Origin of the sequence: Streptomyces sp. NPDC005878, assembly GCF_040629815.1 — a bacterium.
Classification (GTDB): Bacteria; Actinomycetota; Actinomycetes; order Streptomycetales; family Streptomycetaceae; genus Streptomyces.
Map to the genome: position 1 here is coordinate 34348 of NZ_JBEXWK010000003.1, position 12594 is coordinate 46941.

General features: G+C 70.5%; 11 protein-coding genes and 1 tRNA gene. 9 read left to right on the top strand and 3 right to left on the bottom strand.

The features are described 5' to 3' along the window. Positions 1 to 106 precede the first annotated feature (106 nt). Genes ABZ404_RS06445 through ABZ404_RS06455 form a run of 3 tightly spaced genes read left to right on the top strand, consistent with a single transcriptional unit; the run spans position 107 to position 3277 of the window. A complete protein-coding gene (locus tag ABZ404_RS06445) occupies positions 107 to 1810 on the top strand; it encodes a TerD family protein (protein ID WP_358832411.1) in 1704 nt (567 codons plus the stop codon). Positions 1811 to 1823: 13 nt separating this feature from the next. Continuing rightward, complete coding sequence (locus ABZ404_RS06450) at positions 1824 to 2504, top strand: AIM24 family protein (protein WP_358832410.1); 681 nt, start codon at positions 1824 to 1826, stop codon at positions 2502 to 2504. A gap of 17 nt (positions 2505 to 2521) precedes the next feature. Further along, positions 2522 to 3277: an AIM24 family protein gene (locus ABZ404_RS06455; protein ID WP_358832409.1), complete on the top strand. Its 756-nt coding sequence runs from the start codon at positions 2522 to 2524 to the stop codon at positions 3275 to 3277. Positions 3278 to 3375: 98 nt separating this feature from the next. On the opposite strand, the gene ABZ404_RS06460 is transcribed toward ABZ404_RS06455, so the two are convergent. Next, entirely contained in the window at positions 3376 to 3897 is a 522-nt protein-coding gene (locus ABZ404_RS06460; protein ID WP_358832408.1) for an NUDIX domain-containing protein, read from the bottom strand. Next, on the bottom strand, positions 3894 to 5312 hold the full coding sequence (locus ABZ404_RS06465; RefSeq protein WP_358832407.1) for a zinc-dependent metalloprotease: 1419 nt from the start codon (positions 5310 to 5312) through the stop codon (positions 3894 to 3896). Before ABZ404_RS06465 ends, ABZ404_RS06460 begins: the two co-directional genes overlap by 4 nt. A 190-nt stretch (positions 5313 to 5502) precedes the next feature. Here ABZ404_RS06465 and ABZ404_RS06470 point away from each other — a divergent pair, with 190 nt between their 5' ends. The 4 genes from ABZ404_RS06470 to ABZ404_RS06485 all read left to right on the top strand — a co-directional run bounded on the left by ABZ404_RS06470 (position 5503) and on the right by ABZ404_RS06485 (position 8698). Continuing rightward, entirely contained in the window at positions 5503 to 6609 is a 1107-nt protein-coding gene (locus ABZ404_RS06470) for an SDR family oxidoreductase (protein WP_358832406.1), read from the top strand. A gap of 78 nt (positions 6610 to 6687) precedes the next feature. Next, positions 6688 to 7152 (top strand): molybdenum cofactor biosynthesis protein MoaE, encoded by a 465-nt coding sequence (locus tag ABZ404_RS06475; protein WP_358832405.1) that lies wholly within the window; start codon positions 6688 to 6690, stop codon positions 7150 to 7152. A gap of 178 nt (positions 7153 to 7330) precedes the next feature. Continuing rightward, positions 7331 to 7501: a hypothetical protein gene (locus ABZ404_RS06480; RefSeq protein WP_358832404.1), complete on the top strand. Its 171-nt coding sequence runs from the start codon at positions 7331 to 7333 to the stop codon at positions 7499 to 7501. A 108-nt stretch (positions 7502 to 7609) separates the two neighbouring features. Further along, a complete protein-coding gene (locus ABZ404_RS06485; RefSeq protein ID WP_358832403.1) occupies positions 7610 to 8698 on the top strand; it encodes a PDZ domain-containing protein in 1089 nt (362 codons plus the stop codon). Positions 8699 to 8746: 48 nt separating this feature from the next. On the opposite strand, the gene ABZ404_RS06490 is transcribed toward ABZ404_RS06485, so the two are convergent. Then, on the bottom strand, positions 8747 to 9313 hold the full coding sequence (locus ABZ404_RS06490) for a PPA1309 family protein (protein ID WP_358832402.1): 567 nt from the start codon (positions 9311 to 9313) through the stop codon (positions 8747 to 8749). A gap of 126 nt (positions 9314 to 9439) precedes the next feature. Between ABZ404_RS06490 and ABZ404_RS06495 the strand changes: the two genes are divergently transcribed. Together ABZ404_RS06495 and ABZ404_RS06500 are read left to right on the top strand one after the other, a co-directional pair. After that, positions 9440 to 12361: a UPF0182 family protein gene (locus ABZ404_RS06495; RefSeq protein WP_358832415.1), complete on the top strand. Its 2922-nt coding sequence runs from the start codon at positions 9440 to 9442 to the stop codon at positions 12359 to 12361. Between the two features lie 68 nt (positions 12362 to 12429). Then, a tRNA-Met gene (locus ABZ404_RS06500) sits at positions 12430 to 12503 on the top strand. The last annotated feature ends 91 nt before the right edge of the window (positions 12504 to 12594 follow it).

The following is a 12594-nucleotide window of genomic DNA, read 5'->3' on the forward strand; positions in this document are numbered from 1 at the left end:
TCGTGTACCGAATGCGTACCGGTGCTTCCCGGCTTGGGTGATTGTCGCAGGCAGCCGTTAGCCTGGCGCGACCAATCACACTCGGGATGGGGGACGGTCGTTACGCATGGCCAGGGAATTCCAACGCGGCCACAAGGCCAAGATCAGTGACCTGACACCGGGGACGGATCTGTATGTAGGCGTGCAGATCGGCGCCCCCGGGCTGTCCTTCGACATCAGCTGCTTCGGCCTCGACGCCAACGAGCAGCTGTCCGACGACCGGTACTTCATCTTCTTCAACCAGCCCAAGTCGCCCGAGGAGTCCGTCCAGCTGCTGGGCGCCCAGGCCGGTGACACCGAGTCGTTCCGCGTCACCCTGGACCGCCTCCCCGCCCACATCCACAAGCTGTCGTTCACCGCGACGATCGACGGCGCGGGCCAGATGTCGCAGATCGGCCCCGGGTACATCAGAGTCGTCGCCGGTGGCGAGGAGGTCGTCAGATACTCCTTCACCGGCGCCGAGTTCAGCACCGAGCGCGCGGTGATGCTGGGCGACTTCTACCTGAAGGACGTCTGGCGTTTCGCGGCCGTCGGCCAGGGCTTCGACGGTGGCCTGGAGGCGCTGCTGAAGAACTTCGGCGGCGAGGTCGCCGAGGAGGAGCCCGCGCAGCCGCAGCAGGCGCAGCAGCCGCAGGGCGCCGCCCCGGGCTTCGCCCCGCCCGCGCAGACCGCCCCCGCGCCCGGGTTCGGCGCGCCGGGGACACCGCAGCAGCCCCATCCGCCGCAGCCGGCCCCCCACTTCCAAGCCCCGGCCCCGGCCCCCGCGCAGCACTACGCGCCGCCGCCGCCCGGATCCACCCCGCCGCCGGCCCCCGCGCCCAGCCCGCAGATCCACGCGGCGCCGACCCTCGCCGCGCCCCTGAGCATGCCGCCGGGCACCGTGCCGCCCCCGGCCGCCCCTGCGCCGCCGTACGGGCAGCCGCCCCAGCAGCCCTCGTACGGCCAGGTCCCCGGCCAGTACCCGGGCCAGGTCCCGCCGCCCGGCGCGCCCTCCCCGTACGGAGGCCCCGCGCCCTACGGACAGCCGGCGCCGTACGGGCAGCCCGCTCCCTACGGTCAGCAGCCCGGGCTTCCCCAGGGGATGCCGCCGCAAGGGATGCCGCAGTCCGGCGGCGGGCTCGCGGGTGCCATCCAGCAGTACCGCGAGCTGCCCACCGGGCAGCGCTGGACCCCGCAGAACAAGCAGCTCGTCCGGGTCGACCTCGGTGCCGGCGGTTCCCCGGTGCTGGCCCGTCAGGGCAGCATGGTGATGTACCAGGGCAAGGTCGACTTCGGCTACAAGGGCGCCGGGTTCGCCGGCCGGATCGTCGGCAACGCGACCGGCCAGGAGATGCAGCTGATGCGCTGCAGCGGCCGCGGCCAGGTCTTCCTCGCCGAGAACAGCGCCCATCTGCACCCCATCGAACTCCAGGGCGACGGCATCTGCGTCTCCGCCGAGCACGTCCTGGCGTTCGACGAGTCACTTCAGTACGAGGTGCGTCGCATCGAGGGCCACGGCATCCCCGGCGGCGCGCTGTTCACCATGCAGTTCCAGGGCACCGGCACGCTCGTGGTGATGACCCACGGCGCCCCGGTCGTGCTGCCGGTCACCCCGACCACGTTCGCGGACAGCGACGCGATCGTGGCCTGGTCGTCGGCCTCGCAGGTGATCGTCTCCAGCCAGGTCAGGCTGCGCCGCAACGCCTACCCCGGCCACAGCGGCGAGTCCGTCAACCTGCAGTTCCGCGGCGCGCCCGGGAACTTCATCGTCGTCCAGCCGTACGAGGTCTGAGGGAGCCGGGACCATGAACCAGCAGCTCGCGGGCTACGCCCCCGCCCCCGTCACCGCCCGGATGGAGAACCACGGCAGCGCCATGCTCAAGGTGGCCATGGCCACCGGGCAGGACCTCTTCGCGCGCGTGGGCTCGATGGTCGCCTACGAGGGCTTCATCCAGTACGAGCCGAACCCGCCGGCCGTGCGCCAGATCGCCCGTGACTGGATCACCGGCGAGGGCGCCCCGCTGATGAAGTGCACCGGCGACGGACTGCTCTACCTCGCCGACTACGGAGCCAATGTGGTCGTCGTCCAGCTCAACAACGACGCGCTGTCCGTCAACGGCACCAATGTGCTCGCCTTCGACGCGAGCCTCCAGTGGGGCGTCGAACGGGTCAAGGGCCTCGCCAAGTTCGCCGGCCAGGGCCTGTTCAACGTGAAGATCACCGGCACCGGCTGGGTCGCCCTGACCTCCCGCGGCACGCCGGTCGTCGTCGACTGCGGAAGCGGCGAGGACGAGACGTACGTCGACCCGGACGCCCTGGTGGCGTGGTCCCCGAACCTCAAGGTGAAGGGCAAGCGCAGCTTCAAGGCGTCCTCGCTGATCGGCCGGGGCAGCGGAGAGGCGTACCAGATGGCCTTCTCGGGCCAGGGGATCGTCGTCGTACAGCCGAGTGAGGACAGCACCGACCGCCTGCGGGCCCGGGGCTGAGGGGGAGCGAGAACACCATGCAGAGCCCGCTTTTCAGCTACACCGAGCAGCAGTCCCCGGAGCGCTACAGCGCGCAGAACGCACAGCTGCTGCGCGTGGTGCTCACCGGCCACGACGACATCCTCGCCCGCAAGGGCTCGATGGTCGCCTACCAGGGGCTGATGGAGTTCGACGGCGAGTACCAGTCGCGCGGCAACCAGAACGCCCGTGTCCGCACCGGCGAGGGCCTGGACCTGATGCGTGTCTCGGGCCAGGGAACCGTCTACCTCGCCAACCTCGCGCAGTACGTCCACGTGGTGGACGTGGACCGGGACGGGCTGACCGTGGACAGCGGCTACGTCCTGGCGATGGACTCCTCGCTGCACTACGAGGTCGTCGCCGTGGACAGTCAGTACGGCATCTCCGGCACCGGCAAGTTCCAGCTCCACATCACCGGCACCGGCAAGGTCGTCCTGATGACCTCGGGACAGCCGCTGATGCTCCAGGTCACCCCGGACAAGTACGTCAACGCCGACGCGGACGCGATCGTGGCCTGGTCCACCTCGCTGCGGGTGCAGATGCAGGCGCAGACGCACTCCACGGGGGTGTGGCGGCGCCGCGGCAACACGGGTGAGGGCTGGGAGCTCAGCTTCCTCGGCCAGGGCTTCGCGCTGGTGCAGCCCAGCGAGGTGCTGCCGCCGCAGAACGCGGTGATCGGCCAGGGCCTGCGGGCCCAGTACGGCGTGGGCCAGCAGGGCGCCCACGCGCAGAACCAGGGCAACGCCTGGAGCTGACCGGGCGTCGGTCATCGGTCATCGGTAAGGGGCGGCCGCCATGGGCGACCGCCCCTTACCCGTTCCTCTCGTTCCCGGCCGGCCGGGCCGTCAGCCCGTCACAGACGGGCCCGCGCGCCCTCCAGCAGCCGCACCACCGAGTCGTCGGCGACCCGGGCCACCTCGTCGTAGTCGAACCAGCGCAGGTCCAGCGACTCGTCACTGATCGCCTCGACCGCTCCGGCCGGGGCCAGCGCCGCGTACTGCACGTCCAGGTGCCAATTGCACGGCGAGGGGATCGGGTGCCGGTCGAGCCGGACGGGCCCGCCCGGCAGCAGTGTGAGACCGGCCACACCGGACTCCTCGGCGGCCTCGCGCAGGGCCGCCGCCGTCAGCGAGGTGTCCTGCGGCTCGCAGTGCCCGCCCATCTGGAGCCACATGTTCAGCTTGCGGTGCAGCGTCAGCAGCACCTGGCCGCGCTCCGGGGCGATCACCAGCGCGCTCGCCGTGAGGTGGCCGGCCTCGCAGGCCTTCCACATCCCGTCCGGGTGCGCCGAGAGATGGTCGAGGTAGGCCCGGCGCAGCTCGGGCTGGTCCTCGTACGCCTTCAGTACGAGGACCGCGTCTTCGTGCAGACTCACTTGCCGTCGTCGTCCTTGTCCTCGTCGCCCTTGGCCGCGGGGCCGTCCTGGGGCTCGTCCTTGCGGGAGGCGGCCTCGCCGAGCATCTTGTCGAGCTCCGAGAAGTCCAGCTGCTCGCGGTGGACGAAGCCGTCCGGGTCGTCCAGGTCGGAGGCGGTCGGCAGCATGTCCGGGTGCTCCCACAGGCCGTCGCGGCCGTCGACCCCGCGCGCGTCCGTGAGCGAGGCCCACAGGCGCGAGGCGTCGCGCAGCCGGCGCGGGCGCAGCTGGAGGCCGATCAGGGTGGCGAAGGTCTGCTCGGCGGGACCGCCGCTCGCGCGGCGCCTGCGCAGGGTCTCGCGCAGGGCGTCCGCCGAGGTCAGACGCGGCTTGGCGGCCTCGTGCACCACCGCGTCCACCCAGCCTTCGACCAGCGCGAGCGCCGTCTCCAGACGGGCCAGGGCGGCCTTCTGCTCCGGGGTGTCCTCCGGCTGGAACATGCCCTGCTGAAGCGCTTCCTGGAGCTGCTCGGGGTTGGACACGTCGAGCTGGCCGACCGCGTCCTCCAGCTTCGCCGTGTCGACCTTGATCCCGCGCGCGTAGCCCTCGACCGCGCCGAACAGGTGCGAGCGCAGCCACGGCACATGGGCGAAGAGGCGGTGGTGGGCTGCCTCGCGCAGCGCCAGGTAGAGCCTGATCTCGTCCTTCGGGACGCCCAGGTCCTTGCCGAACGCCTCGATGTTCAGCGGCAGCAGCGCGGCCTTGCCGGCCGGGCCGAGCGGCAGCCCGATGTCGCTGGAGCCGACGACCTCGCCCGCGAGGACGCCGACGGCCTGCCCGATCTGCTGGCCGAACATGGCGCCGCCCATGGAGCGCATCATGCCGATCAGCGGGCCCGCCATGGCCTGCATCTCCTCGGGCAGCACCCCGCCCATGGCCGCGCCCACACGCTCGGCGACCGGGTCGACGAGCTCCTTCCAGGCCGGCTGGGTCGCCTCGACCCACTCCGCGCGGCTCCACGCCACGGCCGTCGACGCGCCCGAGGGCAGCGACGTCACCCCGTCCAGCCACAGGTCGGCCAGGCGCACGGCCTCCTGGACGGCGGCGCGCTCGGCCGGGCCGACGCTCGCGTCCTTGCTGCCGTCTGCGGTGCCCTGGGCGACCGTCTGACGCGCGATCTGCTTGGCCATGTCCCAGTTCACGGGACCGCCCTCGTAGCTGAGCATCTGGCCGAGCTGCTGGAAGGCGGCTCCCAGGTCGTTCGGGTTCAGCGAACCGAACATCGCCGCGAACGGGTTGTCCGCGCCACCGGCCCCGCCGCCGAACCCGAACGGATTCGCCGGGCCGCCCTGGTTGCCCTTGCCCTTCTCCTTGCCCTCGTCGCCGTTCTCCGGCTCCTCCGGCGGAAGGCCGAATCCGAATGGGTTGTCACTCACGGGTTTCCTCGGCTCCTAGGGCCGCCGGCTCCTGCCGACGGCGACTGCCCGACCAACACCACCAGCGTAGACATCCGCGCCGGATAAGGGCTCGGTGCTCCGCCGACTCCCGGCCTGCGGCAGGATGGACGTCACCTGGTCCGTACGCGTCATTCGTGTACGTACTGAAGACAACCGCTGGAGACGCCCGGTGAGTTCCCCAGATCCGCAGGTTCGCGCAGCGCGAAACCCTTCCCCCTCCGCAGCGCGGGGTCCCGTCGTCGCGGTCACCGGTGCCGCGGCCGGGATCGGCGCGCTCCTCACGGCGCGGCTCGCCGCGTCCGAGGAGATCAAGCAGGTCATCGCCATCGACGAGCGCCGGGGCGAGGTGACCGAGGCCACCTGGCACATCCTGGACGTCCGCGACCCGGCGATCGCCGAGAAGCTGCGCGGCGCCGACGTCGTCGTCCACCTGGCGCTCGACCTCGACCTGGAGTCCGACGCGGCCGCCCGCACGGCCTACAACGTACGCGGCACGCAGACGGTGCTCACGGCCGCCGCGGCGGCCGGGGTCCACCGGGTAGTGCTGTGCACCTCGGCGATGGTCTACGGGGCGCTGCCCGACAACGACATCCCCCTCTCCGAGGACGCCGAGCTGCGTGCCACCGCCGAGGCGACCGGTGTCGGCGACCTCCTGGAGATCGAGCGGCTGGGCCGCCGCGCCCCGCGCGCCCACCCCGGCCTCAACGTCACGGTGGTAAGGCCCGCCGTCCTGGTGGGCGGTACTGACACCGCCCTCACCCGGTACTTCGAGTCGCCCCGCCTCCTGGTGGTCGCCGGATCGCGTCCGACCTGGCAGTTCTGCCATGTGGAGGACCTGTGCAGCGCTCTGGAGTACGCGGCGCTGGGGAAGGTCGACGGGGAGTTCGCGGTCGGCTGCGACGGCTGGCTCGAACAGGAGGAGGTCGAGGAGCTCAGCGGCATCCGGCGCATGGAGCTGCCCTCCGCGGTCGCGCTCGGCGCCGCCGCCCGGCTGCACCGGATCGGGCTCACCCCGTCCCCGGCGGGCGACCTGGCGTACACGATGCACCCCTGGGTGGTCAGCGTCGGGCGGCTGCACGACGCGGGCTGGCGGCCGCAGTGGACCAACGAGGAGGTCCTCGCGGAGCTCCTGGATGAGGCCGCCGGGCGACACACCGTGGCGGGCCGCAGGCTGGGCCGGAAGGACGCGACGGCCGCCGGGGCCGCCGGAGCGACGGTCGCCCTGCTGGGAGCGGCCGCCGCGATCCGCCGGGCCCGTAAGCGCCGGGGCCTGTAGGACCCTCCTACGGGGGGCGCCGGTGACGGGGTGAAAGAGCTATACCGCGATGTCCGTGCGGTACGGCACGATGGGGCCATGGCACAGACCCCTCACGACCACCCCGGCGAGCAGGGGGCGGACGACCCGATCCGGCTGCTCGAGATCCGTGACACCCCGCTCTCCCTGGACGAGGTGTTCCGCGCCGTGGGAGACCCCTCGGCGGGCGGCACCGCGCTCTTCGTCGGCACCGTCCGCGACCACGACGGCGGTGCCGACGTATCGGCCCTCGGGTACTCGTGCCATCCGACGGCCGAGGCGGAGATGCGCCGAGTGGCGGACAAGGTCGTCGCCGAGTTCCCGGTCCGCGCGCTGGCGGCCGTCCACCGAGTGGGCGAACTGGGTGTGGGCGATCTGGCGGTCGTCGTGGCGGTCTCCTGTCCGCACCGCGGGGAGGCGTTCGCGGCCTGTCGCAAGCTGATCGACGACCTGAAACACGAGGTCCCGATCTGGAAGCACCAGCGTTTCTCCGACGGCACGGACGAATGGGTGGGCGCCTGCTGACCGCGGGGGGCCGCCCCCCAGGGGTGAACGGGCCGCCCGAGGGGTGAGGCTGAAACCCTGTCGGGGGGATCCGCCCCGATTTGCGTAACCGCACCCCTGCCGCGAGCGTTGATCTCGCAGATGGTTAATCTGCTGATCTGTCAGTTGCGGTCGCTCATCTAGGGGACGGGAGGACGGAATGGCTGCGCTCACCTGGTTGCTGATTCCGCTTTTCGCTGCTGTCGGCGCGGCGATATGGGCGCGCTGGGCCGCCCGCAATCGCACGTCCGGCGACGTCGCTGAACTCGCCGGTTACAGCCGGTTCCGAGAAGCCATGGAGAAGTCCCAGGCCGGAACCGAGCCCGCCTGACCCCCTTCGGCGCGGCTCTCGCGCCCCCGGATGTACGCGGATGTCCACCCTCCCCGTACGGACCGGCCCCGGCGGTGCACCGACAGGCACGTCCCGTACTGTCGTTCCATGCCACGCCGCACCGCGACGATGCTCGCCTCCACCTTGATCCTGATCGCGCTGCTCTGCGCAGGCGTCCTCATCAAAGTGCCCTACTCGGAGATGTCGCCCGGCCCCACGGTGAACACGCTCGGTGAGGCGCGCGGCGAGCCCGTCCTGCAGATCTCCGGGCACAAGACGTACCCGACGACCGGCCACCTCAACATGACGACGGTCAGGGTCACCGGTGCGGACTACAACATGAACCTGGTCGAGGCCGTCTACGGCTGGCTGGCCCACGACAACAAGGTCGTGCCGCACGACACGCTCTACCCGGACGGCAAGACCGAGGAGCAGTCCTCGCAGGAGAACGCCGAGGAGTTCAGCCAGTCCCAGGAGAGCGCCAAGGTCGCGGCCCTGAACGAGCTGAAGATCCCGGTGAAGTCCCGGGTCGTCGTGGCGTCCGTGGTCAAGGGCAGCCCGGCCGAGAACAAGCTGCACGCGGGCGACGTGGTCAGGTCCGTCGACGGCTCGCCCGTCAAGGAGCCGGCCGACGTGGCGAAGCTGGTCACCAAGCACCGCCCCGGCCAGAACGTGGTGTTCTCCGTCGTCCCCGCCAAGGAGGCGGCCGCGGCGGAGAAGGCGGGCAAGGAGCCCGAGGGCGGCGAGAACGTCACGATCACCACGGAGAAGGCCAAGGACGGCGACCGGGCGATCGTCGGGATCCAGGCCGGGACGGACCACACCTTCCCGTTCTCCATCGACATCAAGCTCGCCGACGTCGGCGGCCCGAGCGCGGGCCTGATGTTCGCCCTCGGCATCGTCGACAAGCTCACCCCCGGAGATCTGACCGGCGGCAAGTTCATCGCCGGTACGGGGACGATCGACGACGCGGGCAAGGTCGGCCCGATCGGCGGCATCGAGATGAAGCTGATCGGCGCGCGCGGCGCGGGCGCCCGGTACTTCCTGACGCCCGCCGAGAACTGCGCGGCGGCCGCCTCGGACACCCCCAGCGGGCTCACCCTGGTGAAGGTCTCCACCATCGACGACGCCACCAAGGCGCTGGAGAAGCTCCGCAAGGGGGACACGGCCGGTCTGCCGAGCTGCTCGGCGAAGTGACCGGCCGCGTCCACGCGCGCGTGGACGCGCCCCGCGCGTAGCGGTCCGCTACTCCGCGAAGGTCGCGGCGAGCGCCTCGGCCAGGCCCGGGACGAGCCCGGCGCCGGTGAGCACCTCGGTCGGCGAGTCCTTCTCGCGCAGCCGTACGGCCGAGTCGCGGGCACCGTCGCGCAGCACCGCGACCGTCATCCGCACCTCCTGGCGGTCGGGGTGCTTGGCCACCCACTTCGCCAGCTGCTTCTCGCTCAGACCCTCGGGCACGGACGCCTCGGCCGACGGCGGCAGCATCAGGCGCTCCACGGTCAGCGCGCAGCCGACCACCGCGTCCGGCCAGGCGATGGTGCCCAGGAACTCGTCGAGGGCCTGGCCGGCCGGGATCTCGTCCTGTTCGATCGGGGTCAGCGGGGCGGCCGCGTCGCCCTGGTCGAGGCCGAGCTGGGCGGCGAGCCCGGGCTCCTGGGTACGGAGCTTGGCGGTGTCGACGAGGGCGAACAGCCGGGCCGGCTGGTCCCAGCCGAGGCCGGAGGCGTACTCGTCGATTTCCAGCACTGCGCGGGTGAGGGGGCTCGCGGCCATCGGGGGGCCGGAGGGGGAAACGTTGGACATGAGCAACATCCTGCCCTCTTTCACCCCGGAATCGGGAACTGAGTAAAGCCTCAGTAAGTTGCATGAGTGGGCTCTACGATCGCGGGGCCTGCTCAATCGACAGCGAACTTCGAGGTGCGCACCTTGGCTTTCCAGATGCCGGACCGCGGCGGAGGCCCGTCCGGGCCACGGATCAGAGTCGGCCGGCCGTCCCGCCGGGTCCGGACCCTGCTCATGACATTGGGCATCCTGGCCGTACTGGCCATGGCCTTCGTCATGTTCGCCGGGTTCTGGACGGACTGGCTCTGGTACCGCTCGGTGCACTATTCGTCCGTCTTCACCACCACCCTGTGGACCAAGATCGGCCTGTTCTCCTTCTTCGGCGTCCTGATGGCCGTGGCCGTCGGGCTCAACATCTGGCTGGCGCACCGGCTGCGGCCGCCGCTCAGCGCGATGTCGCTGGAGCAGCAGAGCCTGGACCGCTACCGGATGGGCATCGCCCCGTTCAAGAAGTGGCTGCTCCTGGGCATCACCGCGCTCGTCGGCCTGATCGCCGGAGCCTCCGCCTCCGGGCAGTGGCGCACCTGGCTGCTGTGGGTCAACGGAGTGCCGTTCGGGCAGAAGGACCCCCAGTTCCACCTGGACGTGTCGTTCTACGCCTTCGACCTGCCCTGGTACCGGTTCCTGGTGGGCTTCGGCTTCGCGGCGACCGTGCTCTCCCTGATCGCCGCGGCCCTCACGCACTACCTCTACGGCGGCCTGCGGATCACCAGCCCCGGCGCGCGGGCCACCGGCGCCGCCACCGGGCACCTGTCGGTGCTGCTCGGTGTCTTCGTCGCCCTGAAGGCCGTGGCGTACTGGCTGGACAGGTACGGCCTGGCGGTGAAGTCCAGTGACTTCAAGGCCAGCAGCAACTGGACCGGCCTGCGGTACGTGGACGCCAACGCCTATCTCCCGGCGAAGACGATCCTGTTCTGCATCGCCGTCATCTGCGCGCTGCTCTTCTTCGCGACGCTGTGGCGCCGCACCTGGCAGCTCCCGGTGATCGGCTTCGGCCTGATGGTCCTCTCGGCCATCCTGATCGGCGGGCTCTACCCGGCGATCGTGCAGAAGTTCCAGGTCCAGCCGAACGAGCAGGCCAAGGAAGCGCCGTACATCCAGAAGAACATCGACGCCACGCGCAAGGCGTACGGCATCGACCGCACCGAGGTGCGGGACTACCAGGGGACGACGGCGGCGGAGGACAACGCCAAGCTGCGCGCCGACGCCGACACGGCGGCCAGCTACCGCCTGATCGACCCCAATGTGGTCACCCCGGCCTTCCAGCAGCTCCAGCAGGAGCGCAAGTACTACCAGTTCGCCGTACCGCTGGACGTGGACCGCTACACGGACAAGGACGGCAAGGAGCAGGACACGGTCGTCGGTCTGCGTGAGCTGAACCTCAACGGCATCGACAAGCGCAACTGGATCAACGACCACTTCACCTACACCCACGGCTACGGAATGATCGCGGCCAAGGGCACCAGCGTGGACTCCACGGGCTCCCCGGACTTCACCGAGTCCGGTCTGCCCACCCGGGGCCAGTTCGACAAGAACACGTACGAGCAGCGGATCTACTACGGCGAGAAGACCGAGCAGTACTCGATCGTCGGCGGTCCGCAGAAGGAGCTCGACTACGAGGCCGAGGGCAAGGGCCAGAAGACGACGAGCTTCGACGGCAAGGGCGGCGTCAGCCTCTCCAACCCGTTCAACCGCGCCGCGTACGCGGTGGCCTTCAGCGAGCCGCAGATCCTCTACTCGGGGGCCATCGGCGAGGGTTCGAAGATCCTCTACAACCGCACCCCGAAGCAGCGGGTGGAGGCGGTCGCCCCGTGGCTGACCATCGACGGCGATCCCTACCCGGCCAAGATCGGCCACCGGATCCAGTGGGTCGTCGACGCGTACACCACGACCAACGGCTATCCCTATGCCTCGCGCACCACGCTGGGTGAGACGACCGCCGACTCGCTGACCACCCGCCAGCGCGCGGTGGTGGCCCAGCAGAACCAGGTCAACTACATCCGCAACTCGGTGAAGGCCACCGTCGACGCCTACGACGGCACGGTCACGCTGTACCAGTGGGACACCCAGGACCCGGTCCTGAAGACCTGGATGAAGGCGTTCCCGCACACGGTGAAGCCGAAGGCCGCCATCCCCGAGGACCTGCTGGCCCATCTGCGGTATCCGCAGGACATGTTCAAGGTCCAGCGCGAGCTGCTGACGCGGTACCACGTCACCGAGCCGGTGCAGTTCTACAGCGGCAGTGACGCCTGGCAGGTGCCGGACGACCCGACCAACAAGGACGGCGTCGCGGTCCCGCCGTACTACCTGTCGATGAAGATGCCGGGCGCCGAGAAGGAGGGCAACAAGTTCTCCCTCACCACGACGTTCACGCCGAACGGACGGCCCAACCTGGGCGGGTTCATGGCGATCGACGCGGACGCGGCCAGCAAGGACTACGGCACGATCAGACTGCTCAGGGTCACGGACAACGTCCAGGGCCCGCAGCAGGTGCAGAGCAAGCTCAACGGCCTTCCCGAGGTCGCCGAGTTCGTCCGCAACCTGCGGGGCAGTGACTCCGAGATCGACTACGGCAATCTGCTGACCGTGCCCCTGGGCGGCGGGTTCCTGTACATCGAGCCGGTGTACGCGCGCGGTGGCTCCGCCAACTATCCGCTCCTAAAGAAGGTCGGCGTCTCCTACGGCGACAAGACCGTCTTCAAGGACACCCTGGCCCAGGCGCTGAACGCGGTGTTCGGCGTGGACGGGGCCGAGCCGCCCGCGACCAAACCGCCGACGGACACCACCAAGCCGCCGGCCACCGGGACCGACGCCACGGTGGAGCAGGCCATCAAGGACGCCCAGAAGGCGTACGACGACGGCCAGAAGGCGTTGCAGAAGGGCGACTTCGCGGCGTACGGCAAGGCCCAGCAGGAGCTCCAGGCGGCGCTCAAGCGGGCCGCCGAGGCCGAGGCCAGGGCGAAGGGGTCCTCCCAGGGAGCCCCGGCCGACGGCTCCGGCGGGGGAGGAAGCGGCTGAGCACCGGCCCGGCCGGACGATTATCCGGTCGGGCTCCGTTCCGTGTCGTGATACGTTGTGTTCACCGACGCGGGGTGGAGCAGCTCGGTAGCTCGCTGGGCTCATAACCCAGAGGTCGCAGGTTCAAATCCTGTCCCCGCTACTCACGGACGAGGGCCCGGATCCATCAGGATCCGGGCCCTCGTCGATTTGCGCTGTCCGGATGTGCCCCTGCTGCGTTTGGCTTATCTCTC